Source organism: Vreelandella hamiltonii (assembly GCF_014651795.1).
Classification (GTDB): Bacteria; Pseudomonadota; Gammaproteobacteria; order Pseudomonadales; family Halomonadaceae; genus Vreelandella; species Vreelandella hamiltonii.
The window spans coordinates 1-26,183 of sequence record NZ_BMXO01000014.1 but is presented as its reverse complement, the minus strand read 5'-3'; the positions used below and the strand labels follow the sequence as shown (position 1 = coordinate 26,183).

The 26,183-nt window shown below is 60.8% G+C and carries 27 protein-coding genes, 1 tRNA gene and 1 rRNA gene; 15 read left to right on the top strand and 14 right to left on the bottom strand.

Annotated features, from left to right (window positions below; genetic code table 11):
• Nucleotides 1-35: 35 nt before the first annotated feature.
• Nucleotides 36-1,310, top strand: coding sequence for an HlyC/CorC family transporter (locus IE061_RS13645; protein ID WP_039183401.1), 1,275 nt, complete (start codon nt 36-38; stop codon nt 1,308-1,310).
• A gap of 5 nt (nt 1,311-1,315) precedes the next feature.
• On the opposite strand, the gene IE061_RS13640 is transcribed toward IE061_RS13645, so the two are convergent.
• Both IE061_RS13640 and IE061_RS13635 read right to left on the bottom strand, forming a co-directional pair.
• Complete coding sequence (locus tag IE061_RS13640) at nt 1,316-1,978, bottom strand: 1-acyl-sn-glycerol-3-phosphate acyltransferase (protein WP_039183404.1); 663 nt, start codon at nt 1,976-1,978, stop codon at nt 1,316-1,318.
• A complete protein-coding gene (locus IE061_RS13635) occupies nt 1,975-2,589 on the bottom strand; it encodes a TetR/AcrR family transcriptional regulator (RefSeq protein WP_039183407.1) in 615 nt (204 codons plus the stop codon). The genes IE061_RS13640 and IE061_RS13635 overlap by 4 nt, the downstream gene beginning before the upstream one ends.
• A 199-nt stretch (nt 2,590-2,788) precedes the next feature.
• On the opposite strand from IE061_RS13635, the gene IE061_RS13630 reads away from it, so the two are divergent.
• Together IE061_RS13630 and IE061_RS13625 are read left to right on the top strand one after the other, a co-directional pair.
• Nucleotides 2,789-3,475: an SOS response-associated peptidase gene (locus IE061_RS13630; RefSeq protein WP_096921550.1), complete on the top strand. Its 687-nt coding sequence runs from the start codon at nt 2,789-2,791 to the stop codon at nt 3,473-3,475.
• Nucleotides 3,475-6,318 carry an insulinase family protein gene (locus IE061_RS13625; RefSeq protein ID WP_189463767.1) on the top strand — a complete coding sequence of 948 codons (2,844 nt, stop codon included), beginning with the start codon at nt 3,475-3,477 and terminating at the stop codon, nt 6,316-6,318. Before IE061_RS13630 ends, IE061_RS13625 begins: the two co-directional genes overlap by 1 nt.
• 13 nt (nt 6,319-6,331) lie before the next feature.
• Here the strand turns inward: IE061_RS13625 and sbcB are convergent, their stop codons facing one another.
• The 4 genes from sbcB to minC all read right to left on the bottom strand — a co-directional run bounded on the left by sbcB (nt 6,332) and on the right by minC (nt 9,918).
• The gene (gene sbcB / locus IE061_RS13620) at nt 6,332-7,825 is read right to left on the bottom strand and encodes an exodeoxyribonuclease I (protein WP_189463768.1); all 1,494 of its coding nucleotides are present in this window, start codon (nt 7,823-7,825) and stop codon (nt 6,332-6,334) included.
• Nucleotides 7,826-7,946: 121 nt separating this feature from the next.
• Nucleotides 7,947-8,198, bottom strand: coding sequence for a cell division topological specificity factor MinE (gene minE, locus IE061_RS13615; RefSeq protein ID WP_016915987.1), 252 nt, complete (start codon nt 8,196-8,198; stop codon nt 7,947-7,949).
• On the bottom strand, nt 8,195-9,013 hold the full coding sequence (minD, locus tag IE061_RS13610; RefSeq protein WP_144984735.1) for a septum site-determining protein MinD: 819 nt from the start codon (nt 9,011-9,013) through the stop codon (nt 8,195-8,197). The genes minE and minD overlap by 4 nt, the downstream gene beginning before the upstream one ends.
• Nucleotides 9,014-9,171: 158 nt before the next feature.
• Complete coding sequence (minC, locus tag IE061_RS13605) at nt 9,172-9,918, bottom strand: septum site-determining protein MinC (protein WP_144984738.1); 747 nt, start codon at nt 9,916-9,918, stop codon at nt 9,172-9,174.
• A gap of 181 nt (nt 9,919-10,099) precedes the next feature.
• Between minC and IE061_RS13600 the strand changes: the two genes are divergently transcribed.
• Nucleotides 10,100-12,913 carry a DUF349 domain-containing protein gene (locus IE061_RS13600; RefSeq protein ID WP_193461844.1) on the top strand — a complete coding sequence of 938 codons (2,814 nt, stop codon included), beginning with the start codon at nt 10,100-10,102 and terminating at the stop codon, nt 12,911-12,913.
• A 99-nt stretch (nt 12,914-13,012) separates the two neighbouring features.
• Here the strand turns inward: IE061_RS13600 and phbB are convergent, their stop codons facing one another.
• Nucleotides 13,013-13,759: an acetoacetyl-CoA reductase gene (phbB, locus tag IE061_RS13595; RefSeq protein WP_039183428.1), complete on the bottom strand. Its 747-nt coding sequence runs from the start codon at nt 13,757-13,759 to the stop codon at nt 13,013-13,015.
• Nucleotides 13,760-14,035: 276 nt separating this feature from the next.
• Here phbB and IE061_RS13590 point away from each other — a divergent pair.
• Both IE061_RS13590 and IE061_RS13585 read left to right on the top strand, forming a co-directional pair.
• Nucleotides 14,036-14,112 (top strand) — tRNA-Met (locus tag IE061_RS13590).
• 437 nt (nt 14,113-14,549) lie between these two features.
• On the top strand, nt 14,550-15,494 hold the full coding sequence (locus IE061_RS13585; protein WP_081193835.1) for a tetratricopeptide repeat protein: 945 nt from the start codon (nt 14,550-14,552) through the stop codon (nt 15,492-15,494).
• Nucleotides 15,495-15,517: 23 nt separating this feature from the next.
• On the opposite strand, the gene IE061_RS13580 is transcribed toward IE061_RS13585, so the two are convergent.
• Complete coding sequence (locus IE061_RS13580) at nt 15,518-16,681, bottom strand: MalY/PatB family protein (RefSeq protein ID WP_193461843.1); 1,164 nt, start codon at nt 16,679-16,681, stop codon at nt 15,518-15,520.
• A gap of 38 nt (nt 16,682-16,719) precedes the next feature.
• Here IE061_RS13580 and IE061_RS13575 point away from each other — a divergent pair, with 38 nt between their 5' ends.
• The gene (locus IE061_RS13575) at nt 16,720-17,151 is read left to right on the top strand and encodes a hypothetical protein (protein ID WP_193461842.1); all 432 of its coding nucleotides are present in this window, start codon (nt 16,720-16,722) and stop codon (nt 17,149-17,151) included.
• Between the two features lie 19 nt (nt 17,152-17,170).
• Here the strand turns inward: IE061_RS13575 and IE061_RS13570 are convergent, their stop codons facing one another.
• Nucleotides 17,171-17,530 carry a hypothetical protein gene (locus tag IE061_RS13570; protein WP_039183435.1) on the bottom strand — a complete coding sequence of 120 codons (360 nt, stop codon included), beginning with the start codon at nt 17,528-17,530 and terminating at the stop codon, nt 17,171-17,173.
• Between the two features lie 66 nt (nt 17,531-17,596).
• On the opposite strand from IE061_RS13570, the gene IE061_RS13565 reads away from it, so the two are divergent.
• The 5 genes from IE061_RS13565 to IE061_RS13545 all read left to right on the top strand — a co-directional run bounded on the left by IE061_RS13565 (nt 17,597) and on the right by IE061_RS13545 (nt 20,347).
• Nucleotides 17,597-18,403 (top strand): hypothetical protein, encoded by an 807-nt coding sequence (locus IE061_RS13565; RefSeq protein ID WP_039183438.1) that lies wholly within the window; start codon nt 17,597-17,599, stop codon nt 18,401-18,403.
• A gap of 64 nt (nt 18,404-18,467) precedes the next feature.
• On the top strand, nt 18,468-18,875 hold the full coding sequence (locus tag IE061_RS13560; protein ID WP_039183441.1) for an acyl-CoA thioesterase: 408 nt from the start codon (nt 18,468-18,470) through the stop codon (nt 18,873-18,875).
• A gap of 39 nt (nt 18,876-18,914) precedes the next feature.
• Entirely contained in the window at nt 18,915-19,217 is a 303-nt protein-coding gene (locus IE061_RS13555) for a hypothetical protein (protein ID WP_016915962.1), read from the top strand.
• A gap of 12 nt (nt 19,218-19,229) precedes the next feature.
• The gene (locus IE061_RS13550) at nt 19,230-19,751 is read left to right on the top strand and encodes a DUF501 domain-containing protein (protein WP_193461841.1); all 522 of its coding nucleotides are present in this window, start codon (nt 19,230-19,232) and stop codon (nt 19,749-19,751) included.
• A 50-nt stretch (nt 19,752-19,801) separates the two neighbouring features.
• Nucleotides 19,802-20,347 (top strand): LOG family protein, encoded by a 546-nt coding sequence (locus tag IE061_RS13545; protein ID WP_039183446.1) that lies wholly within the window; start codon nt 19,802-19,804, stop codon nt 20,345-20,347.
• Here the strand turns inward: IE061_RS13545 and IE061_RS13540 are convergent, their stop codons facing one another.
• Both IE061_RS13540 and IE061_RS13535 read right to left on the bottom strand, forming a co-directional pair.
• On the bottom strand, nt 20,348-20,857 hold the full coding sequence (locus IE061_RS13540; RefSeq protein WP_039183447.1) for a hypothetical protein: 510 nt from the start codon (nt 20,855-20,857) through the stop codon (nt 20,348-20,350).
• A 50-nt stretch (nt 20,858-20,907) separates the two neighbouring features.
• Nucleotides 20,908-21,405, bottom strand: a complete 498-nt coding sequence (locus tag IE061_RS13535; RefSeq protein WP_039183448.1) for a tetratricopeptide repeat protein — start codon at nt 21,403-21,405, stop codon at nt 20,908-20,910.
• Nucleotides 21,406-21,654: 249 nt separating this feature from the next.
• Between IE061_RS13535 and IE061_RS13530 the strand changes: the two genes are divergently transcribed.
• Together IE061_RS13530 and yaaA are read left to right on the top strand one after the other, a co-directional pair.
• Nucleotides 21,655-22,686, top strand: a complete 1,032-nt coding sequence (locus IE061_RS13530) for an NADP(H)-dependent aldo-keto reductase (RefSeq protein ID WP_144984761.1) — start codon at nt 21,655-21,657, stop codon at nt 22,684-22,686.
• 150 nt (nt 22,687-22,836) lie between these two features.
• Nucleotides 22,837-23,622, top strand: a complete 786-nt coding sequence (yaaA, locus tag IE061_RS13525) for a peroxide stress protein YaaA (RefSeq protein WP_193461840.1) — start codon at nt 22,837-22,839, stop codon at nt 23,620-23,622.
• Here yaaA and IE061_RS13520 read toward each other — a convergent pair.
• The gene (locus tag IE061_RS13520) at nt 23,619-24,194 is read right to left on the bottom strand and encodes an isochorismatase family protein (RefSeq protein ID WP_144984764.1); all 576 of its coding nucleotides are present in this window, start codon (nt 24,192-24,194) and stop codon (nt 23,619-23,621) included. The genes yaaA and IE061_RS13520 overlap by 4 nt on opposite strands.
• A gap of 142 nt (nt 24,195-24,336) precedes the next feature.
• On the opposite strand from IE061_RS13520, the gene IE061_RS13515 reads away from it, so the two are divergent.
• Entirely contained in the window at nt 24,337-25,188 is an 852-nt protein-coding gene (locus tag IE061_RS13515) for a Tim44 domain-containing protein (protein ID WP_144984767.1), read from the top strand.
• A 128-nt stretch (nt 25,189-25,316) separates the two neighbouring features.
• On the opposite strand, the gene IE061_RS13510 is transcribed toward IE061_RS13515, so the two are convergent.
• Nucleotides 25,317-25,505: a hypothetical protein gene (locus IE061_RS13510; RefSeq protein ID WP_016915953.1), complete on the bottom strand. Its 189-nt coding sequence runs from the start codon at nt 25,503-25,505 to the stop codon at nt 25,317-25,319.
• 357 nt (nt 25,506-25,862) lie between these two features.
• Nucleotides 25,863-25,978 (bottom strand): 5S ribosomal RNA (gene rrf / locus IE061_RS13505).
• Nucleotides 25,979-26,183: the final 205 nt, after the last annotated feature.

Sequence of the window (26,183 nt, the reverse complement as noted above, 5' to 3'; positions counted from 1 at the left end):
AATCGAGCCTGACACGCCATAAAGGAACATTCGACTTGAGCGACGACTTCCCCCTGGGGTTACTGTTCGGCCTGCTAGCCTTGCTGATTTTACTGTCTGCCTTCTTCTCCAGCTCCGAAACGGGCATGATGTCGATCAACCGCTATCGACTCAGCCACCAGGCAAACAGCGGCGACCGCCGTGCCAAACGGGTCATGCGCCTGCTGACACGTCCCGACCGCCTGATTGGCGTCATCCTGATTGGCAACAACTTCGTCAACAACCTAGCCGCATCCATCGCGACCATCATCGCCATTCACTTTTTTGGCGATGTCACGGGCCCGGCCATCTCGACAGCATTGCTGACCATCACCATCCTGGTCTTTGCCGAGGTCACGCCCAAGACCTACGCGGCCATCAAGCCCGAACGCATCGCCTACCCCACTTCGATGGCCCTGGAGCCGTTGCTCAAGCTGCTCTACCCGCTGGTATGGCTGGTCAATGTAGTCTCCAATGGACTGCTGAGGCTCGTTGGCGTGAAAAGCGTCGACAACGGCGGTGACAGCCTGACCCGCGACGAGCTGCGTACCGTGGTGCATGAAGCAGGCACCCTGATTCCTTACCGCCACCGGGCCATGCTGCTGTCGATTCTGGATCTCGAAAACGTCACGGTGAACGACATCATGGTGCCGCGGCATGAAGTGCTGGGTATCGATCTGGATGATTCCCTGGAAGAGATCCTGACCCAGATCCGCACCAGCCAGCATACTCGCTTGCCAGTCTATAAAGGTGATATCAACAACATCATCGGCATGCTGCACCTGCGTAACGCAGCGCGCTTTTTATCCCGCGATGAAGTCACCAAGGCCGCCATCGTTCAGGAAGCACGCGAGCCCTATTTCATTCCCGAGTCGACACCGCTGCATACCCAACTGCTGAATTTCCAGAAACAGAAACGGCGCATCGGCATCGTCGTCGACGAGTATGGCGATGTGGAAGGACTGGTCACTCTGGAAGACATTCTGGAAGAGATCGTCGGCGAGTTCACCACCGACGTGTCCGAAGACGAAGAGATTCATCAGCAGGACGATGGCAGCCACGTCATAGAAGGCACGGCCAATATCCGCGAGATCAACAAGATGCTGGGCTGGCAACTGCCCACTGACGGTCCGAAAACCCTCAACGGGCTGATTCTCGAACATCTGGAATCTTTCCCGGACGGCCCGGCCTGCCTGCAGATAGGCAATACGCGGATGGAAATTCTCGAGATTCGCGACAACCTGATCACTTCCGCCCGCTGTTGGCAGAAGCTCCGCCTGCCGCGTCGTTGACGCGGCTAACGGTGCGCGATGTCGCTATCGGCCGCTGCCTTGAGCGCTCTTACCCGAGTCTCCAGGTAGCGCCGCAGGGCAACTCCCTCCACCTCTTGCACGGCAATGGGCGGGCCAAAGTGCAGGCTGACCGGCGCCCTGAACCGCGACGGCCACTTCTTCAAGGCTTTTCCGCCGTGATGTGACGTCCACGAACCCCACAGCCCGGCCAGCCCGGCAGGGATCACCGGCACGTTGTCACGAGCCAGAATGGTCTCCAGCCCACGGCGAAAGGTGTGAATCTCGCCATCGGGGGTCAAGCGCCCTTCTGGAAACACCATGACCACGTCGCCGTCGCGCAGCGCCTTGCTGACCTCGTCCAGCGTGCGCCGCAGCGCGCCGGGGCTATGGCGCTCCGACTCGATGGGAATGGCACCTACCAGTTGAAACCACCACTTGAGCCAGCGGGACTCGAAGATGGGCTGGTCCATCACGAACCGCAGCGGTCGGGGGCTGGCGCCTCCCAGCACCAGAGCGTCCATGAAACTGACATGGTTGCACACCACCAGCGCAGCGCCTTGTTTCGGCACATGCCCTTGCCCATGCACCGTCAGCCGATAGCAGCCACGCATGGCGAGATAGATCAATCGACGTAGCAGGCGGCGAAGCGCCTTCACCCCTCCTGTCACGTCACCGCCTCCCGGTGCCGCAATCCGGCCAGAACCGTGCTCATCAACTGGTCCAGCAACTCATCGACCTTCAGCTGCTGCCCCTGCCAGTAGCCAAGCCGTTCATTCAACCCCAACTGCACCAGGCCATGCACACTTCCCCACAGCGTGCGCCCCAGGCGGCGCGCTTCGAGGTCGTCCAGCGCGGGTTGGTACTGTTTCAGTGAGGTTTCCACTTGGGTAAACAGCGCCTCGATGAGATCGCTTTGGCGCTGATCCAGCTCACCCTCCTGGGCCAGCGGATAGTCGAACAACAGCTGCCAGCGGTAACAATCCTGCTCGGCAAAGCGCCAATAGGCATGCGCCAGAGCACGCAGCCAGGGTTCAGGGTCATCGGCCGCCAAGCCGGTAATGGTCTGCTGCAACCGGGCCAGGGTCTCAACGTTGACATGCTGCAACAGGTTATTGAAGCTGCCATATAACTTGAGCAGGGTACTGGGCGCACAGCCCACTTCTCGGGCCAGGGCACGCAGTGATAGGCCATGAACTGGCTGCTGAGCCAACCACTCATCACAAGCGTGCATGACCTGCGTATGGAGGGCGTCGGGCGCATGCTGTCTGGGACGGGCCATGGCGATCTCTTAGGGTCAACGGCAAACAGGAAAGATTGCCTCATCGCGCTTTAGCGAGAGCAAGGACTACGATAGGATACCTTACATCGAACACTGTTTTCGACACTAAAACACGACATTTAACGTATTCACACCGCTTACACCGTTTTGACCTTGCCCAGTGGCAGTCAAGCGACCGCGTTGCACTCGAGGAGACCGCATGACGGGACGCCTACACGTACAGCGCTTACCGCTCGCTCGTCTATTGCCAGCGCTGGCCTCGGCGGCGCCGCTGATCGAGTCGCCGAACATGGCCCCGCGCCAGCCCGTCTCTGCCATTCGCATGGCGCAGGGCCGCATGACGCTGGCACCGCTGTTCTGGGGCCTTACCCCCCCTTGGCTGAAAGTGCTCGACCACGCCCCCCACTGTGCCAGGGCCGAAACCCTGAGCAAACGCGCCATGTTTCAGGAGGCGTTCAACGCCCGGCGCTGCGTGATCCCGGTGAGCGGCTTTTATGTCTGGAAGCCCCAGGCGCGCAACAAGCAGCCTTATCTGGTGACCCACGTGCAGCGCGCGCCCCTTCTGCTGGGCGCCCTCTGGTGCCGCTACCACACCACCTTGACGACCTTTACCGACTCGACGGCCTTGATCAGCGTGCCGGCCAATGCCTGCCTGTCACCGCTGACCGATCGCCTGCCGGTGGTGATCGCCCCCGAAGACGTATCGACATGGCTGGACCCGAACACCGACCCCGACCAACTGACACCGCTATTGATGCCGGCCCCTCTGGAACTGTTGGGCGCTTTTCCGGTATCAAGGCATGTGAACAACCCTGCCTTTCAGTCACCCTCCTGCGCGCATCCCGTTGGGCCCATGCTGCGCTGGACCGTGCCACAGGAGCTGTAATGCTGCGACTCATCCCTGCTTACCCGCCGCGCCTTGCTGCGCGGCACATCGTCCTTGGCCTGTCTACAGGGCTACTTTGGGGGGCTCTGCCCGGCGCCTGGGCCGAAGAGAGCCCTATTACCGACGTCGTGACCCCCACCGTCAGCCCCTTCGACGAGCGTGACTACCGGGTACTGACGCTGGAAAATGGCCTGCAGGCGCTGCTGGTCAGCGATCCCAATGCCGACAAGGCGGCGGCCTCCATGAACGTGCGGGTCGGCAGTGCACAAGACCCGGAAGACCTGCAGGGGCTGGCGCACTTCCTGGAACACATGCTGTTTCTGGGCACCGAACCCTACCCCCAGTCGGATGCCTACCAGCGTTTCATTTCCGATAATGCGGGCTCCCACAACGCCTTCACTGCCCAGCAGGACACCAACTACTTCTTCGATGTCGCGCCCTCGGCACTGCCCGGCGCCCTGGACCGCTTCAGCGAATTCTTCCTCTCACCGCTGTTCAATGCCGACCAGCTGGAGAGCGAACGCAATATCGTCCACTCCGAGTACATGGCGCGCATACGTGACGAATCGCGGCGCGAGAACGACGTCCTGAACCAGTTGCTCAACCCGGCGAACGCCACCACCGGCTTTGCCGTGGGCAGCCGTGACACCCTGGCCAGCCCGCCAGAGGGCGAGGCCACGCTGCGCGAAAGGGTGATCGACTTCTATCATCGCTACTACGATGCCAATGTGATGAACCTGGCCGTGGTCGCTCCCCAGCCGCTGGACGAGCTGGAAAGCCTGGTGGTCGAGCGCTTTGCCGAGATCCCGGATCACGGTCTCAGCGTGCCGGTGATCGATGCACCGCTGGTGGATTCGGACACGCTCCCCCGCTATATCGAGCGTCAGTCACTGCAGGACCGCCGCCAGCTGCGCTTTTATTTTCCGATCCCAGACCCCACGGACGAATACCGCACCAAGCCTACCCAGCTCATGTCTCACCTTCTGGGTGACGAGAGCGACGGCAGCTTACTGGCCGTGCTCCGCCAGGCAGGATTGGCCGATGGGCTGTCGGCCGGCGTGGGCCGCGGTGACGGCAACGACGCTCTGTTCACCGTCTCCATCAGCCTGACCCCCGCCGGGGCCGAGCGGCTGGACGATATCGAGGCTACCCTCTTTGCCGCCATCGAACAGATCCGCGAAGAGGGCCTGGCCGAATGGCGCTATGAGGAACAGCAGCGGTTGAGCGAGCAAGCCTTCCGCTTCCAGCAGCACGGCGCGCCCCAACAGGAAGCCACGCGCCTGGCCATGAGCCTTTCGCGCTACCCCGTGGAAGACGTGCAGTACGCGCCGTATCGTATGGATGGCATGGATAGCGAGCGCCAGCAGGAGTACCTGGATGCGCTGACGCCTCAGAACATGCTGCGTTTCTACTCCGCCCCGGATATCGAAAGCGAACAGGTCTCGCCCTGGTTCAACACCCAGTGGCGCGAGCAGACGCCCGCCCAGCCGGGCCGGGCCCTGGAGGGCCTGGCGCTGGCAGAACCCAACCCCTTCATTGCCGAAGACCTGACGCTGCAACCCGGCCAGGACGAGCGCCCCTCCTCGCTCATCGACACGGAGACCTTTGCCGCCTGGCACATGCAGGACAGCCGATTCAACACGCCCAGCGTCGAATGGCGGGTCAGCCTGCAGCACCCCAGCGCCAGCTACTCAGCCGAAGAAGCGGTGCTGACACGTCTGCTGGCCAGCTGGCTGAACGACAGCCTCAACGAATCGCTCTACCCCGCCTGGCTGGCAGGGCAAGCCTTCAGCGCCTACCCCCATGCACGCGGCATCACGCTGTCGTTCTCGGGTTGGCGGGATGGGCAAACGCCGCTGATCGAGCAGGCCATTGCGCAGCTCCAGCAGGCCGACATTTCGGCAAGTGCCTTCGAGCGCGTGCGCTACCAGCTGCAACGCGAGTGGCGTAATGCACCGCAGGCATCGCTCACCGGACAGGCCAGCCGCGCGCTGGGCGAAGCCCTGCTGACCCCGCAGTGGTCCAGTGCCGAGCTGCTGGAAGCAAGCCAGCGCCTGGAGAAACAGCACCTAGACAACTTCCGGCGCCGCTTCCTGGGCAATCTGTACATCGACGCCATGGCCGTGGGTAACCTGACCGCCGACCAGGCACGGGAGCAGGCCAGTCTGATCCGCGGCGCCCTGACGCCACGTCTGAGCCGTGACGACATTCCCACCCTGCAGCCGCTGCGGGTGGCCGATGAATCCACCACGCTACAGCCTCACAGCACCCGTGAAGAGTCGCTGGTACTCCGCTACCTGCAAGGGCGAGATCAGAGCCTCGAAGAGCAGGCACGACTCAGCGTCCTGGCACAGTGGCTGGATACGCCGTTCTACCAGCAGCTGCGTACCGAAGAGCAGCTGGGCTATATCGTCAATGCGGGCTACTCGCCGCTACTGGAAGCACCGGGGGTTGCGCTGATCGTGCAGTCGCCCGATGTGGATAGCGCCACGATCGCCGAGCGTATGGATGACTTCTTGCACCAGGCGCAAGCGCGCCTCGAGGCGCTGAGCGATGAGGAGCTGGCCGCGCACCGTCAGGCCGTGCACGACCGGCTGCGCCAGCGGGACACCAGCCTGCAGGGCATGGCCAACCGCTACTGGCAGGCCACGGCGCTGGAAGAGATTCGTTTTGACCGCCGCGAGCGGCTGGCCGAGCTGGCTCTGGACGTTACCCCGGAAGCGCTGCAGACACTGTGGCCCGAGCTGCTCGGCCATCGTCTGGACATCCGCTTCGACCCAGGTGACGCGCCCAGCGACATCACGGCCTACCGAAACGCACGCGCCTCCTTCAACGAGCGCTAGCCTTCCACCCCGCTCAGGCGTCGAACGCCTGGGCGGGCATCATGGCCTCCACGTACATCACCAGCTCTTCCAGTATCTGCCGCTCATGGTCACTCAGCGACTGCTGATTGTACCGTTCGATTTCTCGGGCAAACGCTTTCAAGGTAAACCCGGATAACGCCGGATCGTTCATGCGCATCCAGCGAAAAGCTTCCCACTGCTCACGCTCATCGCCTTCCAGCGTTTCCGGATAGCTACGGGCGCGGAAACGGAACAGCATCTCTTCCAGACGCGGGTCCTGAAAGGCAAAGCGCTGGCCCACCAGATCCCACGGCTCCATGGCCAGCACGCTTTCCATCTGCTGGCGGTCTGCCGCCGAGAAAAAGCTGCCGGCGTACAGCATCAGGTCAGGGTCCTGGGGCGATGCGTCATGCTTGGCATCAAACACCTCTCTGACCTTCTGGGCCACCCCGGTGGCAGCGCGCAGGGTTTTCCAGTGCCCTCGGCAGGCCGCAATATCGACGCCCAGCCGAGCAGCAATCGCCCCGTACTCTCCCTTGTGCTCACCCTCGATATCCTTGAGCACCGTGGCTGGAAAGACCACCGGGCAGCGGTTGATGTGAATCACCTTGAGGGGAATACGCGCCTCGCCTTCAGAAAGATCCTGCTGGCTGACGAACACCCGCTCACGAATCTGCTCGGCACTCAATGAGAGCAGGTCGTCCGGTGCCACGCTCAGGTCATAGACGATCACCCCGTTGGGGTTGGTGGGATGCTCGGCCAAGGGCATGACCAGGGCGCTACAGCCACGACTGGCCGGGTAGCGGCGCGAGATATGCAGCAGCGGCTTGGCATTCGGCAAATCCAGCTGCTGGGCCACCGCCCGTTTGCCGCGCAGGCCCAGCAAGTAGTCGAACAGCTTGGGATTACGCGTCTTGAGCAATCTGGCCAGGGCAATGGTGGCACGCACATCGGCCACCGCATCGTGGGCCCCTTCATGGGCAATGCCGTTGGCCGCCGTCAGATGCTCCAGTTTGAAGCTGGGTGCGCCATCGTCACGTAGCGGCCACTCGATACCCTCCGGGCGCAGCGCGTAAAAAGCCCGTACGACGTCGATCAGGTCCCAGCGAGAATTGCCGTTCTGCCACTCACGGGCATAGGGGTCGAGCAGGTTACGATAAAACAGGTGGCGGGAGACTTCATCGTCGAAGCGCAGGCTGTTGTAACCCGCGACACAGGTGCCCGGCTCGCTCATGGCGCGCTGTACCTGCTGGGCAAACTGGGCTTCCGGCAGCCCTTTGCGACGGGCTTTCTGAGGCGTGATGCCGGTAATCAGACAGGCTGCCGGATGCGGCAGGTAGTCGTCGGCGGGCTTGCAGTAGAGCTCGATGGGATCGCCGATTTCGTTGAGCTCGGCGTCGGTGCGCAGTGCCGCAAACTGGGCAGGCCGATCACGGCGTGGGTCAGCACCGAAGGTCTCGTAGTCGTGCCATAGAAAACTGGCCGGGGCGGCATGGGATGGCGCCATGAATGCATACTCCCTTGAGCGAAATCCCCCACCCACAGGCAACGCCCATGCGGGTCGGGTGGGAACAAAAGCTCAAGACTAGCACACCCACGACGCCTATCGCCGCTACATCGCCCAGCCTCTAGCTCTTGGGCAACGTCACGTTCAGCTCCAGTACCGAACAGTTGTCTTCACTGTCCAGGGAGATTTGAATGGCATCGTCATCCACGTGCACATAGCGGCGGATGACTTCCAGCAGTTCGCGCTCAAGCAGCGGCATGTAGTCTGGCTGACCACGCTGGCTACGCTGATGCGCCACGATGATTTGCAATCGTTCCTTGGCCACCGAGGCGGATTTCTTGCGCTCACGCTTCAAGAATTCCAGCAGTTTCATCGACGACTACCCCCAAACATCCGGCTCAGCAATCCCTTGCGCTGAAGCTCATGAAAACGCAGCGGCATCTCTTCACCCAGCAGCCGAGACACAGTGTCGGTGTAGGCTTGCCCAGCATCACTGGCCGCATCGTGGGTCACCGGCACCCCCTGGTTGGAAGCGCGCAGCACCGCTTCGGATTCCGGAATCAACCCCAACAGGTCGATGGCCAGAATCTCGCGAATGTCTTCCAGCGTGAGCATGTCGCCCGAGGTCACACGCGACGGGTTGTAGCGGGTGATCAACAGGTGCTCCTTGACCGGCTCCAGCCCCTGCTCGGCACGCTGGGTTTTCGAGCCCAACAGGCCCAGAATACGATCCGAATCACGTACCGACGACACTTCGGGATTGGTCACCACGATGGCTTCGTCAGCAAAGTACATGGCCAACTGGGCGCCACGCTCGATACCTGCCGGGGAATCACACAGGATGAAGTCGAAGTCTTCCTTCAACTGCTCCAGGATCTTTTCCACGCCTTCCTGAGTCAGCGCATCCTTGTCGCGGGTTTGCGACGCGGGGAGGATAAACAGGTTCTCTACCCGCTTGTCACGAATCAACGCCTGATTCAGACCAGCCTCTCCCTGGATCACGTTGACCAGATCGTAGACCACGCGACGCTCGCACCCCATGATCAGGTCCAGGTTACGCAGCCCCACATCGAAATCGATCACTACGGTTTTCTTTCCGCGCAGTGCCAGGCCCGTCGAAATCGCCGCAGCGCTGGTAGTTTTACCGACCCCCCCTTTACCAGAGGTCACCACAATAATTTTGGCCAAGAGTCACTTCCTTCTTGAAGTCGTTTATGGCGAGCGCCGTGGCGCTATTCACCTAACGGGAACATCAATGTCGTCAAAAGCGGTACTGTAACGGATCGCGAGGGCGGCGTCGCTAGGCAGAAAACATCAGCCTCTGCCCGGCGGTTCAGCCACTCGGCTCAGTCCAAAGGTTTGATATCCAGCTGTTCCGCGATGAAATGCACCTCAGCTGCCCGCCCCAGCAGTTGAGAGTCGATATCTTCCAGACGCTTGTAGTTGCCCGCCACAGACAGCAGCTCGGCTTCCAGTTCCCGGCAGTAGATGCCGGCATCGGTATTGCCATGAATACCTGCCAGGGCACGCCCTCGCAAGGCACCGTAAATATGAATACTGCCTGCCGCCAATACTTCGGCGCCTGCGTTCACCGCGCCAATCACGATCAGGTCGCCTGCGGCAGAGCTTACCTGCTGCCCGGAGCGCACCGTCCCTCTGTAGAGGCGCGTAACCCCCGGCACTTGCGCGGGCTGAAGCGCTTCTTCCTCATCTTCTTGGGTTGGTTCAGCCAGCGGCGCGACGCTTTCCAATGCCCTTGCACGCCCCTCTTCTACCGGGGCAAACCAGCCCAGCCCCAGCGCCCAGGCAGACTGGCGGATCGGCTCGGCGCCTCCGCGTACGGCCACGGGCAACAGCTTGTGATCGCGACATACGGCACAGATACGCTCCAGCGCCAGGTGCGGCTCATCGAGCTTTTCCACACTCAACACAACCGGTGTATGCTGAAAGAACGCGGGTGATTGCGACAACTTGCCTGCCAACTGACGCCGGATGCGCTCCGGATCAGCACTGGTCAACTCCATGACGGTCATCGGCAGCATGCCGCCTTTGAAGGTGAAGGCTATGTCGGCACTGTTGGCGTTGAGGCTCATGGCCGAACTCCATGTCTTGTTCAGGTAAAATAAGGGTAGCGCAATCTCGCGCCTTGGGTTGTGATTGACTGGAAAACTCACAACCATAGGGCAAAGCTAAGCGACAGCGACGATGACTGCAACCGCCTACTCATCGATGGCTGATTTTTTTCATGTTACGCACCTCTTGGCAGGATGATCCATGCACGGACTGTTACGACGCCTGTTCGCTCCTCGGTGGCAACACCCCGATCCCGAGGTGCGTCTCAAGGCACTTCACACGCTGGACCCGCAGCATCCTGAGCAGCGCACCGCGCTTGTCACGCTCGCCCGGGACGACAACGCCGACGTCGCACTGGCCGCTTTGCTGGCGCTGGATGACCTGAAAGGCTTGATGGCAGGCTATTCCGGGCAAGCCGCTAATGAGGCGTGGTTCAACGCGCTTTGCCAGCGACTTGCCGGGGCCGAGGGCCGCACCGATCTCACCACGCGCCAAACCCTGGTGGCCGAGCTGAGCGACCCACGAGTGTTGAACGCGTTGGCTGGCCAAGGCGACAACCTGAGCCTGCGCCTTGCCGCCCTGGAGCGGATTACCGATGAGCAGGTCCTGGTGGAGCACGCCTGTCATAACAGCGTGGCAGTCGTTCGCCAGCAGGCAGCCGAGCGCATCACCGGAGAATACAACCTCAAGCGCTTGTTGAAAGAAGCCCGGCGCGACCGACAAGTGGTGCGGCTGGCCAAGGAAAAGCTCACCCAGCGTCGCGACGATGCCGAATGGCTGGCCAATCAGTTGGCTCAACGCGAACACCTCCTGACGCAAATGGAAAAGCACGCTCACGCGCCCTGGGAACCACTCTATGGCGGTCGCTTTCGCCACCTCGAGCGGGAATGGCGTCAGTTGGATCACCCGGCCACTGCCGAACAGGAGCAACGCTTCCAGCAGGCCGTACTGGGTTGCCGCAAAACGCTGCAAGACCATGAAGCACAGGAGCAGGCACGCCAGCAAAGCCTGGCAAGAAGAGCCGAACTAGAGAACACTCGCGATCAGCTTTTGAGCGGGCTCGAAGAAACGCTGGAAGGCCTGACCCACGGCACCGACCTGACGGCTCAGGATATCGATAGCCTGCGCGCCCAGCGACAGCTGCTGGACCAGCGTTGGCAAGCGCTCTCCGATCAACACGCCCCCCATGAGACTGCCCAGCAGCGCTATTTCCATGTGCTGCAGCAGTACGAACACTGCGTGGAGGCCTGGCAGCGCTGGCTGTCGGTACGCAGTGCACTGGAACAAGCGGTGGTCCAGCATGACACCACGGCGCTCCGCGCACTGATGACCCAGTGCGACTGGCCTGCCACCTTGACGCCTCCCGCCCTGCTGATCCAGGCGCAAAAACAGCTGGCACATACGCCCAAGACCAGCGCCTCACCACCCTCGGGGCCCTCGCTCGAGGCCCTGGCAGCCGACCTGGACAGCTTCGAGCATCTGCTGGAGCGCGGCTCGTTCAAAAGCGCCAGCCGCCAGCACCAGCGCCTCAAGCCTCTGATAGAAGCGCTGTCCGGCGACGAGGCCCAGCCCCTCAAGCGCCGACTCAAGCAGCTAGGCGCCCGACTGGCCGAACTGCGGGACTGGCGCGGCTTCGTGGCAGGCCCCAAACGTGAACAGCTGTGCGCCAGCATCGAGGCCCTGGCCGATGACCAGCACATGGCCGAAGCGGCACTGGACCGCCATCACCGTCAACTGGTCAAGGAGTGGAAAGCGCTGGGAGATGCCGCCGCCAATCGCGAGCAATCCGCACGCTTTCGCCACGCCTCCGACCGGATTCACGAGCGCCTGGCCCCTTGGCGCGCTCAGCTCGACGCCGAGCGCGACGCCAATCTGCGTGGCCGTGAAGCGCTCTGCGAACAGCTCGAAACCCTGTTGGCCCAGCCGGCCGAGGATGCCGACCCGGACGCGCTACGAGAAATTCGTGACAAGGCACGTCTTCAGTGGCGCCACTACTCTCCCGTGCCACGCGAGCATGGCGAAGCGATTGGCCGACGATTTGGCGCCATTCGCCATCGCCTCCAGGCCTTGATCGATCAGCGAGCGGAGCAGATTGCCAACCAAAAGCGCGATCTGATCGAACAGGTCAATGCTCTGCAAAGCGATGACGCCCAGCCGCTGGAAGCGCGCATTGCGCGCACCAAACAGCTGCAACAGCAGTGGCGAACCCTGGGACGTGCGCCAAAAGGTGAGGAACAGGCCCTTTGGAAAGCCTTCCGCAGCGCCTGCGACCAGCTGTTTGCACAGCGGGAAGCACGCAAGCAGGCCCAAGCCACGCGACAACAGCAGTCCCTGGATCAGTTGCAGGAGATCATCGATGAAATGGAAAGCTGGCAGCCCACCCGCGCCAGCGATACCCGCACCCTCGAGGAGTATCTCTCTCGTATCGAGCAGTGGGAACCCCTGCCCAGGCATCGGCGCAGCGAGGGCATGCAGCGCCGTTTGGGCGGCATCGTGCGCGCCAAACGCGAGCGTCTGAACCGGCTGGCCATGACCGAGGCCGTGCACCAATGGCAAGCGCTGATGCCACTCGTCCATGCGCACCTGCAGGCCGACCAGCAAGTGTTGCAAGGCGGGCCTGCTGCTGACGTCGAGTTGCCCGACATGCATGACAGGCCGCTACCCGAGCCCTTTGCACACGCTCATCAACAGCGCAATCAGGCGCGACAAGCACTGCTTGCCGCCAGCACGCCCGCGCAGGATAACGCTCTGGAAGAGCCACTGGCCCGCCTGAGGGTGCATCTTTCGTTGCTGGCGCTAGGAACCGTCAATCAACGTGACGAGCCGCTGCGCCTGGCCATTCAGGTCGAGCGGCTCAACAGCGGTATCCATCAAACGCGCAGCCCCGTCGATGAGCTGAATGACGTCTTGGCCGAACTGCTCGCCCTAGGACCGTTACCCAGCCCGTTGTGGCAAAAAGAAGCGTCTGAAATCGACCGCATGCTGCAGCGGCTGGCCAGACCGCCCCAGCCTTGAACTAACCGCACACGTCGTTCGGCACGCATGCAAACGGGAGGCGCATGGCCTCCCGTTTTCCACGTCGCTCTTGTGGAGCGCCGCGCTTGGCAGCAGGGCTTAACCCATGAACTGACCGCCGTTGATGTCGATATTGGCGCCGGTAATGAACCCTGACTCCTTGTCCGCCAGGAACGTCACCAGGCGACCAATCTCTTCCGGTGTGCCGTAGCGCTTCACCGGAATGGTTTCGCGGATCGCCTCGCGCACCGACTCGGGGATCTTCATGATCATATCGGTGGCGATATAGCCCGGCGACACGGTATTGACCGTAATCCCCTTGGTGGCCGTTTCCTGCGCCAGCGACATGGTCAAACCATGCATACCGGCCTTGGCCGCCGCATAGTTCACCTGGCCAAACTGGCCTTTACGTCCGTTGATGGAAGAGATGTTGATGATCCGGCCGTAGCCATTCTCCAGCATCATCTCGATCACGCTGCGACACGTGTTGAATACCGTATTGAGGTTGGTATCAATGACTTGATACCACTGTTCGTAGGACATCTTTTTCATGGTGCCATCGCGAGTGATACCGGCACAGTTGACCAGCACACTGATGGGACCATGCTTTTCGTGGATCTCGCGGGCACCTTCGACACAGGCATTGTGGTCGGACAAATCCACACCGGACAATGCAATGTTGTCATAGCCATCGGCCTGCTGCGCTTCCAGCCACGTCTTGGCCTTGTCAGGGTTGTGATACCCCGCCACTACCAAATAACCCGCATCTGCCAACGCGCGGCAGATTGCCGTTCCGATTCCACCAGTTCCACCAGTTACCCAGGCGACGGGGGCTTGATTGGCCATTGACTACCTCCCTGATATGACAAATGGCTTGGACTGTAAGCACTGTTATGGCGTCGCAAGCCACTTTGAATAAGCGCCTTCACGCTTTTTTCACTTACAGCACGCCGCGTGAATGTAGAGACGGCCTGCTGACAGCATGCTTTTTATTATGCCTATTGAAAGCATAGCTATACTCTGGCCATGTTGCAGCACGATGACCATGACCGCCAGCATAAAAGCGTTTTATCGAAGGGGTTGACTTGGCGATAAAAATGCGTAGAATACGCCACACGTTGATGCGGGGTGGAGCAGTCTGGTAGCTCGTCGGGCTCATAACCCGAAGGTCATCGGTTCAAATCCGGTCCCCGCTACCAAATATAGAAAAAGCCGATTCTTTCGAGGATCGGCTTTTTTGTGCCTGTGCGGTAAGTGCACAGAGAGGTAGCTCGTCGGGCTCAGCTCTTGATCACCCCGGGAAGGTCATCGGTTCAAATCCGCTTCCCGCTAGCCAACATAGAAAAGCCGATTCTTTCGAGGATCGGCTTTTTTGTGCCTATGCGGTAAGTGCACAGGGAGGCAGCTCGTCGGGCTCAGCTCTTGATCACCCCGGGAAGGTCATCGGTTCAAATCCGGTCCCCGCTACCCAACATAGAAAAGCCGATTCTTTCGAGGATCGGCTTTTTTGTGCGTGTCATTTGTGCAGCAAAACTTTTGCGGCCAACGTTTTATTTCCAACACATTGCTTGAATCCTCCGCCTCGCGCCTGCATATCCAAGGGTAATCCCTTTTTCACGCGATGCAGAGTTTACCCATGTCGATTATCGATCCACGCACCGGCAACCCTTTGACGGCCGACCCCGCGACCAGCCAGAGTGCTGCTGCACAGGGCGAGCGCCCCTCCGTTACTCGCGAAGAGGTCATCATCGAACTGAACGCGGGCAATATTCAGCAGGTGCTGGAAGCGTCCATGCAGGTACCGGTACTCCTGGATTGCTGGGCTCCCTGGTGCGAGCCGTGCAAAAACCTGATGCCGGTGCTCGAGAAGCTGGCCGTCGAGTATGCCGGGGCGTTTCTGCTGGCCACGCTGGACGTGGAAGCCAACCCGGAAATTGCCAGCCAGCTTGGCGTGCGTTCGGTACCAGACGTGAAGCTGGTGAGCCAGGGTGGACTGGTGGATAGCTTCCAGGGGGCGTTGCCAGAGAAAGAAGTCCGCGAGTGGCTCAATCGCTACTTCCCTGCTCCCGGTGACGCACCGCTCAGCCCCGAAGAGCAGGCAGAGGAAGCCTTGGGGGCTGGCGACGCCGCTGGCGCACGGGAGATCTACCAAACGCTGATGGGCCAATATCCCGAGCACTACGCGTATCAGGTGGGTTTGGCCAAAGCGCTGGTCGCCGAAGGCCGCGGTGAAGAGGCGCGCAGTGTGTTGGACAATTTGCCCCCCGAAGAGCGCGATGCCGCGCCCGCGCGCGGTGTGCGCGCCAGCATCGAGTTCAGCGAACAGGCGCTACCTGCCGAAGAGATCGCTGCACTGGGCGAGCGCACGGATAGCGAAGCTCAATACCAGCGGGCGCTGCGCCAGGTGGCCGATGGCCAGTACGACGCAGGCCTGGAAGCCCTGCTGGCGCTGATGAAGCAGGACCGCGCCTATAACGACGACGCGGCCCGCAAAACGCTACTGCAGGTGTTCGATGCGCTGGGAGCCGACCACCCGTTGACGGTCACCTACCGCCGCAAGCTGTTTGCCCTGCTTTATTGATGCTGCACAGTCGGCACAGCGCATCACGCGTTTAATAGCGTATCCATCCGCGATAACGCCGCTTCCAGCTGGGAAGCGGTGGTTCCAAAATTGAGCCGCACGAACCCCGGGCAGCCAAACGCGGCACCGTCCGACAACGCGACGCCTGCCTGCTCCAACAGCACCTGAGCGGGAGACGCCCCCAGACCCGCCTCACGCATATCCAGCCACGCCAGATAGGTGGACTCTGGCGCGCTCAGCGAAACACCGGGCCACGTGGCCACGCGTGCTTCCAGCGTTGCCCGGTGGCTGCGTAGCACCTCCAGCAACGCCTGCCGCCACGGCTCCCCGTCACGGTAGGCGGCCTCGGCAGCCACCAGTCCCAGCACATTGCCATCGGGCAAGAACCCTTTGGTGGCCGTGGCAAAGCGCTCTCTCAGTTCGGCATCGGCGATGACGGCACAGGCGCTGGTCAACCCGGCCAGGTTGAAGGTTTTGGACGGTGCCCACAGCGTGATGGTGCGCTTGGCCAGGGTGGGAAACATGGCCGCCAACGGGCGATGCTTGTCGCCCTCTCCCAATAGCAGGTCACAGTGCAGTTCATCCGAGACCACCCACAGGTCATGGCGCTCCACAAACGCTGCCAGGGCCGTCAGTTCCTCTGTGGACCAGACGCGCCCCGTTGGGTTGTGGGGATGGCACCATAGCAGCAGCCGCGTTTGTGGGGTAATGGCCGCTTCCAGCGCGGCAATATCCAGCGTCCAGGGCTCGCCAGGGGCGGCGGGCTCGGCTAACATCGCCTGCTGCGCCACGCGCCCTGTACGGGCAGCCACCGCCATGAAGGGAGGATAGATCGGGGCGACCGTCAAGATGCCTTCGCCTGGCTGGGTCAGCGCCATGGCGGCAAAGTGCAGCGCCGGCACCACGCCTGGCAGCCACTGCTGCCAGCTCGGCTCAATCGTCCAGCCATAGTGCTGGGCGCTCCATTGGCAGAGAGTATCGGGCAAACTGGCGGGCACTTCGCCGTACCCGTAGACGCCATGATCGACCCGTGCCCGCAGCGCGTCTATCACGGCAGGGGGCGAGCGAAAGTCCATGTCGGCCACCCACAGCGGCAACACGTCGGCACCAAAGCGGTGCCATTTTTGGGATGCATAACCTCCAGCAGGGGCGCGTCGCTCAACAGGCGTGGCAAAATCGAATGCCATGATCGGTCTCACTTATGTTTACGAGGTAGTCACGCAGCATGCCGCAAGATGACTTTTATACCAAGGTGCGCAGGGGGCTCCCGGCGCTGCTGCATCAGTGGCTGTCGCTAGGCAGAGCCGATGGAGACCAGTTGGCGCTGATTCTGGCGGAAACGGCTCGCGTCGCGAAGTTGGGCACGCCGGAATCGACCCCCAATGGCGCGACACTCCGACAGTGGAGCGTAGAGAAGAGCGCTGAAATACCGCTCTGGGCGCCTCGTACGGCGGTGTTTCTGCTCAACCAGATGCCTGCCCGCCCTGCGCCGCAAAGCGAAGAAGAGGCGTGCGCCTGGGCCTACTGCTGGCTGCGCAACCGTGATTTCGTGTCGCTGAACGATGCCCATGCCGCACTGCCCGAGCATCTCAAGGCACCGCTCGAGCAAGCGCTGGAGGCGGCCTGGCAAGACCAGCAGGGGCTGCGCCTGGTTTAGGCTCTGGCTGAAAACGGGCTCAGCGGCGCTTGCGCACCGGCGATTTGGGCTTGAAACCAGCAGGTTTGGTAGCCAGCCACGTCACGAAGGCGTGAATCTCCGGGTCTGCCTGCAGCGCTTCCAAGCTGGCAAAGCGGTCGGCCAATTCACGCTCGCTATAGAGGCGGTGGATATGCTTATGGCAGGGGTGGCAGATCCAGACGATCGCCGTCAGCCGCTCTTCACGGCTATGCCGCTTCTGGTAACGCGGCTTGTCATGCAGCGTGCGGGGGATCAGGTGATGCTTGGTCAATGCGGTGTCGCGCTGACATAGCTCACAGCACGGCGGCTTGGGGGGCGGTGAAAGCGCATGCTGTTTTGAGGGGGTCGTCCGCGTCACGGTCTGGAGCCTCGTACGTTTGTCACACCACTAATAAATCACATAATAAAGCAAGGAAAACGCCGCATGATAGAAGTTCCGCTCACCTGGCAACTGGCCAAACTGGGGTTGTCAGTCAGCATGGTATTGGGTCTGGGGGCGGTCGCCGTTCGCGCCAGCCCGCGCGTGGCCGGGTTGCTCTCGGGCTACCCGCTGGGCACGGCACTGGCGCTGTTTTTCATCGGTTTGGAAATCTCACCCGCCTTTGCCAGCGAAAGTGCCGTTCACACCCTGGCGGGCTTTACCGCCACCATGGCCCTTGGGGCTGGTTACATCGTGGCGGGGCGCCGACCCGGCATGCCGGGCGTACTCGGCGGCGTACTGGGCGGTTTCGCTGCCTGGCTGGCCGTCAGTACGCTGCTGGCACAATTCAGCTTCACGCGGGTCACCGGTACGCTGGTCACGCTGTGTGCCATCGTGCTGTTCAGCTGGCTATTTCGTGTGGTGCCCGATGTCAAAAGCTCGGCAGGCAGAGCGTTTTCCTGGTCAGCGTTATTGGCACGCGCCACGCTGGCCACCGTCATCATCTTCACCATCACTCGGATTGCCCATTGGGTGCCCCCTCAGTGGGCGGGAACCTTGGCGGCTTTCCCCGTCACCATGCTGCCTTTTTTGCTCATCCTGCACTTGAATCACGGACATGCGCCGGTGGCCACGGTCATCAAACACTACCCCATGGGCTTGGGCTCACTGCTGTGCTATGCGCTGTGCGTTTCCTATACCTATGACACGCTGGGGCTTTTCTGGGGCACGCTGGCCGGGTTTGCCGTGGCGACGCTCTGGCTGCTGGGCTGGATGCAGCTCACTGCCTGGTATCATCGACGCCGCGCTTGACCAAGCGCTCGCTTGGGTGAATGCTGACAAGGTGTTTTGACGCCTCCATAACAAGGATAAAACGATGTTTACACGTATCATCGAGCCTGCCTTTTACGACACCGACGCTCTGGGCCATATCAACAATACCCGCCTGCCCGCCTGGTTCGAGCTGGCACGCAACGATCTGTTCAAGCTTTTCACCCCCGACCTGAACCCACGCCAGTGGCGGCTGATCATGGCCCGAATGGAAATCGATTATCGTGCTGAACTGTTTTATGGCCACGATATCGAAATACGTACCTACCTGACTCGGCTGGGCAACAGCTCCTTCACCGTGACACAGGAAGCACGCCAGCGCGAAACGTTGACGAACCTGGGACACACGGTCATGGTGCATTATGACCATCATGCCAAGCGTGCCGTCCCCCTCGAAGGAGAGCTGCGTCGGGCACTTTCCACCCATTTAGTCGCCGAGCCCGCAACAGCCTGATCCGCTTGGGCCACCCAGGGCAGGGCATCAGGAGTCCTTATGGCTATCCGCTACAATCTCTGGATCGATCCCGACAATACGGCGCAGCACCGCGCCGTCGAGGCCGACCTGGAGCGCTATTTCATGGAGCGTTTTGCCGATTACCCGCACATCCGCTTGTTTGGCGCAGACCCCTACGATTATGATGCCCCGTTCAATCGGCTCTACGACGCCCTGATGGCCCGTGCGGCGGAGTACTGTGAAGAGAAATGGCGCTACGTGGCGTCACCGGAACAGCTGAACCGCTGCTTTTTCAGAGCCGTAGGCCGTTCGACCAAATTCGTCCAAGACGACCAACAGTGAGACCCCTCAGCAATGGTTATTCGTACCGACCAAGCACCCGACGAACGCCAACTGGCGATTATTACCCAGCAGCTCGGGCGTGCCCCACGCGGTATCGAAGCCGTTGCAGCCACCGATGCGCATGGCACCCCTCTCGTGCTGCGCATGGCCCCCATCGTTGACGACAAACCGTTTCCTACCCTGTACTGGCTCTGCTCGGACCTGCTCAAGATCGAGATCTCGCGTATCGAGGCCGTGGGCGTCATCAAGTCGCTGGAGCAGCGCCTGCAGGAGGAACCCGAGTTTCTCGCCGCCTATCGACACAGCCATGAGGATTACGTGGCGGCACGCTGGCATTTCATGAGCGAGGCCCAGCGGGAAGCAGTCGCGCGGCTTGGCTATACCGATGTGCTCACCGAACGTGGCGTTGGCGGCATCAGCAACTGGCAGCAGGTACGCTGCCTGCACACGCAGTATGCACACCACTTGTGCGGCCACAATGTGATCGGCCAATGGATGGATGAGCATTACGACGTGCAACGCTGCCTAGCTTGATACGGCAGCAAAATATCGCCCCTACCCGTTTACGATAAGGACTCGTCACCATGTCACGGATATGTGTCTACCTCGGTTCACGCGAGGGCAGCAGCCCCGCCTTTCGTCACGCTGCGAATACGCTGGGAAGCGCACTGGCACAGCGCGGCCACACCCTGGTATATGGTGGCGCACGGGTTGGTCTGATGGGGGAGCTGGCCAATGCAGCCCTGGCTGCGGGCGGTGACGTCATCGGCGTCATGCCGGACCACCTGGTGGAGCGCGAACAGGCGCACTTCGGGCTGACCGAATTGATTCGCGTACCCAACATGCACGAACGCAAGGCGACCATGGCGGCCAACGCCGATGCATTCATCGCCCTGCCCGGCGGCATTGGCACGTTTGAAGAGCTGTTCGAGATATGGACGTGGGGCTATCTGGGTCTCCATGACAAGCCCATGGGCCTGCTGGACACCGACGGTTTCTATGCCCCGCTACTGACCTTCCTGGATGGCACCGTTGGCCACGGATTCATGGCCCAGGCAACGCGGGACATGCTGCTGGACGCGCCCACGCCTGCTCACTTGCTGGACATGCTGGAAGCGCAGCTCCGCTAATCAGGACGCGCGAACCAGCTGGGCGAGGGTGCGCTGATACGTCAGTTGCAACAGGCGCGCATCCTCGCCTGCCCGATGGCGATGGATACTGCGTTCGGCCACGATGGCTTCCTTGGTGGCACTCCAGATCGCCTGCTGCTCTTCGCTCATCAGAATGCGTAGCGCCTCCAGACGAAACCGAGGCAGCATGCCCGCATGATGGAACAGCAGCGACAGCCAGGTATTGTCGTAGCCCCAGCTATCACTGTATGCCTTGCCAAGCCCGCGCAGCTCGTCGTTGAGCCAGTGGGCCACCTGGCGCACCGGGTAGCCCTCCTTGATCAAGCGATCACGGGAAATACCATGCAGCAGTTCGGCCTTCGGATCCCAGTGGGTCCACTCTTCGAGGGGCTGAATCAGAAACGCGCAGCAGCTGCCGTCGGCACGCGCGATGCCAACCTCGATCGGGTAGCTGCCACGTCCAAATCCGGACGCTTCAATATCCAGCACTGTTGGTAGCGTCTCGGACACTGCATTCCTCATCAGTCTATCGTCGGGCAAACGACCTGCTGCAAGCGCACTCACGCCGCAGCCCTGCGCCCTGCCAGTAAAGGCTGTTCAGCCAGGCGCAGCCAGTAGGCTGCCTGAGCCTGGTCCACCACCAGCCCTAGCTCACCTCGGCTGTAAGCACGTGCCAAACGCTGTGCCGCCAGATAATGGCCTGCTTGAGCCGCTCGTGCATACCAGGTCACCGCGTAATCCTCGCGCCGCGGATACTGCACGCAGCCATGCTCGTAGATATGCGCAACCTGATACTGTGACTTTACATCACCCGCCTGGGCAGCTTCCAATACATAGCGAGCCCCGCGCGCTTTATCCTGAGGCGACACGCTACGGTGAAACAGCATGTGTCCGTACAGCGACTGCGCATCGGGGTGGCCCGCTTCGGCACAACGCTTGAAAAGACGCATCGTCAGCCGTTGGGTACGCGGCGAGCGCGGCAACAGCCAACGCGTGTGAAACAGCTGCTCGGCCAGACGAAACTCCAGCCGAGTCAACAGCGATGATACTTGCGGCATGGCAAACCACCCTGCCTCTTTTGCTTGGAAAACTTCGGCTAGCGCCGTTCAGGAGCCGCTAACCACGCGATAAATCAGCGCTGGGCCGATCAATGGGCTGGCAAGCATACGCTTGCCTTGGCGCCGACTCAACCCTATTGATTTGCTGCTTTTGTAGCGCCTCGTTAACATGGCTGCCAGTGGTCGAATATGGCGCTTCTCAGCGCCTTGCCACCCGAGCACATCACGTCTCAATTAAGGAGAGAGTCAATGCAAACGCGCCCCCTGGGTAGAACGGGCATCGACGTCAGTCGTCTGTGTTTAGGCACCATGACCTTTGGTGAGCAAAACAGCGAAGCCGAAGCTCACGAACAGTTGGATCGCGCCGTTGCGTTTGGCATCAACTTCATCGACACGGCGGAAATGTATCCGGTTCCCCCCAAGGCAGAGACGCAGGGGCTCACCGAACGCTACATTGGCACATGGCTGCAGGCGCGCGGCGCCCGTGATGACGTGATCATCGCCACCAAGGCAGCCGGCCCGGGCCTGGATCATATTCGCGGCGGGCCCAAGATGAGCCGGGAGCACCTTCATCAGGCCATCGACACCAGTCTCGAGCGGCTCCAGACCGACTACGTGGATCTTTATCAACTGCACTGGCCCGAGCGCAGCACCAACTTTTTTGGCAAGCTGGGCTATGTGCACGATGCCCAAGAAGAGACCACATCGCTCGAAGAAACACTGTCGGCACTGAAGGAACTCGTCGATGCAGGCAAAATTCGCGCCGTAGGTCTCTCCAACGAGACCCCCTGGGGCGTCATGCGCATGCTGCATCTGTCGGAGCAGTTGGGCCTGCCCCGGGTCGCCTCCATTCAGAACCCCTACAACTTGCTGAACCGTTCCTTCGAGGTCGGACTGGCGGAAATCGCTCATCGTGAAGACGTCGGGCTGCTGGCCTATTCTCCACTGGGTTTTGGCGTTCTGTCAGGCAAATACCTCAACGGCGCCCAGCCTCCCAAGGGCCGCCTGACGCTGTATGAGCGTTTCAAGCGCTACACCTCGCCCGAAGCGGAAGCAGCGACACAGGCTTACGTGGACCTGGCCCGAGAGCACGACCTGGACCCCGCGCAGATGGCGCTGGCCTTCGTCAACTCGCGCAGCTTCTTGACCAGCAACATCATCGGCGCGACGACCATGGACCAGCTGGAAAGCAACCTCGCCAGCGAAGGGCTCAAACTGGACGAAGACGTGCTTACGGCCATCGATGACATTCATCGCCGCATGCCAAATCCCTGCCCCTGATGCCCCTGCGCCCGATAGCCCTGCCGCTATCACCCCGATAGCCTTGGCACACCCCAAGGCTTGATATAATAGCTGCACGATTTCTCGTCACTGCCCGCACGTTAGCGTAGGGCAGTGGCTTATCCTTGGTCACGGCAAAAGGAGCCCGCCATGCTGAGCGTCATTTCCCCGGCCAAAACGCTGGATTTCGAAACGCCATCCACTACCGACCAGGTGACACAGCCTGATTTTCTGGAGCATGGCCAGCCGCTGATCGATATCTTGCGTGGTTATTCACCGCAACAGCTGAGCGATTTGATGGGCATCAGCGACAAGCTGGCCGGGCTCAATGCCGCGCGCTTTGCCGAATGGCAGCCCCCCTTCTCCCTCGACAACGCCAAGCCCGCCGTTCAGGCATTTCAAGGGGACGTGTATACCGGCCTGCAGGCCGAGACCTTCAGCGAGGCAGACAACCGCTTTGCGCAGCAGCACCTGCGTATCCTCTCAGGTCTCTACGGCTTGCTGCGCCCGCTGGATCTCATTCAGGCCTACCGTCTGGAAATGGGCACCAAACTGCCCAACGATGCTGGCAAGGACCTTTATGCCTACTGGAAACCTGTGGTGACTCCCGCGCTCGACCAGGCAATGGAAGAAAGTGGTTCCAGGGTACTGGTCAACCTGGCCTCGAACGAATACTTCAAGGCCATCGACACTCGGAAGCTGGATGCACGCATCATTACGCCAGTGTTCAAGGATGAAAAGAACGGTACGTTCAAGATCATCAGCTTCTATGCCAAGAAAGCCCGTGGCTTGATGAGCGCGTGGATCATCCAGCAACAGATCAACGACCCCGATGCCCTGGCATTGTTCGATGTGGCAGGTTATCGCTTCGACTCGGCTGCATCGGAAGGCGATACGCTGGTCTTTACACGCAAGGAAGCCGACCGGGACCGCTAGAAAAAGGTCACCGGCTGCGGTGAGCGCGGTTTGAGGAATCGCTGGTGCACCTCCTTGAAAAGCGGGGTGTCACAGCGGTGCAGCCATTCATACGCCACCATGTCGGCGCTGACGGCCACCGCGCCTGCCGCACAGGCACGCGCTTTGGCCAGCTGCGCCTCTTCGCGGCGACGGCTAGCCGTTGCTTCGCTCAGCCAGAACACCTCGTAGCCCGCCTCTCGCAGGCCCAACACACTTTGCAGTACGCAAATATGGGCTTCCGTGCCACACACGACGATCTGATGCCGCCCCAGCGCTTTGAGGGCCTGTGCAAAATCTGGCTCTTCCATGGCGCTGAAATGCGTTTTTTGCCATCGTTCATGTGTGCCCACGGCCTTTACCAGCCCCGCCTCCGTGCCGCCTAAACGCTCCGGGTACTGTTCGGTCAGCCAGCGTGGCACCTGCAGCATCTCGGCTACTCCAGCCAGCCAGGCCGCTTCGCGAATGGCCAGTTCGCCACCCTCGATGACGGGGAGCAATCCGGCCTGGAAATCGATCAGCAGCAGCAGACTATCTGTCTTTTGAATACGCACTTTTTCACCCTACTTTTGTCTTTATAGTGAGTGTCAGCATAACCCAGACAGGACGTTACACGGTACACTGGCCATCGCTTATGGATTGGGAGCTGGGTCCCCAGCGCCTTCCGTTTTCTGCATCCTGAAGGGAGAAACCTCAATGTTACGACAGTTTTTTGTCATGCTGCTGGTCAGCGTGATGGGTATGAGTGCTGCCATCGAGCATGCCGAAGCACGACGCATGGGCGGTGGTGGTAACGTGGGCAGCATGTCTCGCTCGGCGGACCGCCCTGCCAGCACGCCCGCACAGCAACAGGCACAGCCTGCCCAGCAGGGCCAGGCAGGCGCTGCCGCAGCACGCCGTGGCGGTATGGGAGGCATGATGGGCGGCTTGCTGGCCGGTGGCTTGCTGGCAGCGCTGTTCTTTGGCGGTGCCTTCGATGAGCTGCGCATGATGGACCTGCTGGTCATGGTAGGTGTTGCGGCGCTCGCCATCTTTGCGTTCCGCGCCTTCATGCGCCAACGTCGTCCTGCCACGCAAGCGGGTTACCAGCGCGAGCAGCATGGTAACGCTGCCCCCGCTCCCACCAGCTTCTCTTCGTCTGCGGCTCCCGGCAGTTTAGCCAGCGGCCTGCAAAGCACACCTGACTGGTTCGACAAAGAGCGCTTTCTCGGCGGCGCCAAGGAGCACTTCATGACGCTGCAGCGCGCCTGGGACAATAACGACTTCAGCCAGATTCAGGAGTACGTGACCCCCGAGCTCTACAACCTGCTGCGCGAAGAGCGCGCGCAGGAGCCTGCCAACAACCGCACGGAAGTCGTGCGCCTGTTCGCCGAGCTTGGCGATATCAATGAGTACGACGGCGTTGCCGAAGCCACGGTCATCTTCCATGGCCTACTGGAAGAGAACGGCGAACAGACCGAGTTCAACGAAACCTGGCACCTCACACGCGCCATGCGTGACCAGGCTCCCTGGTACCTGCAAGGCATCGAGCAGAACCCGGGTGCCTGATACGCTGGTCATTGACCGCTGCAACGCAAAACAGCCGCTGATTCAGCGGCTGTTTTTTTATGCTTGACCCGTCATGTTCGGATAGCGGGTAATGCATTGCTTCGTTTTTCAGATTTGGTTTTTCAAATTTAGTTTTCGGCAGACTCTTCGATGCTCTCGCCCATCTCTTCCAGGCTTTCACCGGCGCTTTCGATGCTGTTATCAATGCTTTCGCCAGCCTCCTCGGCGGGGCCCTGATTATCACAGGCCGCCAGACCACCTACCATCAGCGCAATGAAAAGCGCAGTCGCCAGCTTCTTGATGATCGTCGTATTCATGTAGTTCTCCTCCTGAGCCATAACTCCAGATCGTTCAGTCATATCCTAAAAGAGCACAGGGTTGTACACCAGATGAGAAGGGTAAGGAGTTGTTATAAATTATGTTAAGCCAGCCAGCTTTGAGCAAATATCGTGCATTGATCAGCGATACATTGATCAGCGATACGGCGTATTCAGCACCTGAGATATGCAACGCACAGCAAAAAGCCCCGAACACAATGTGCTCGGGGCTTTCTACGATATAAGTGCCTGACGATGTTCGGGCCGGCCACCCGGCGGGCGGCGCTCCGCTACTCTTCAGGGGGAGACCCCCAAAAAACAAAACCCCGACCATAAGGCCGGGGTTTCGTAATAAGTGCCTGACGATGACCTACTCTCACATGGGGAGACCCCACACTACCATCGGCGCTAAGCGGTTTCACTTCTGAGTTCGGCATGGGATCAGGTGGTTCACGCGTGCTATGGTCGTCAGGCGTAACAGGTAATGCATATCATGCTGAGTATTCGTTGACGTGTATTGTGTGCGTCTCTTGTCAGCAAGCGCTCTGGCTCACTGCGGCGTATCCGGTGTTGCGAGTGCGTTCACACTCTTCGTTATCATCACGACCAGACCCCTTGGGTGTTATAGGGTCAAGCCTCACGGGCCATTAGTACACGTTAGCTCAACGCCTTGCAGCG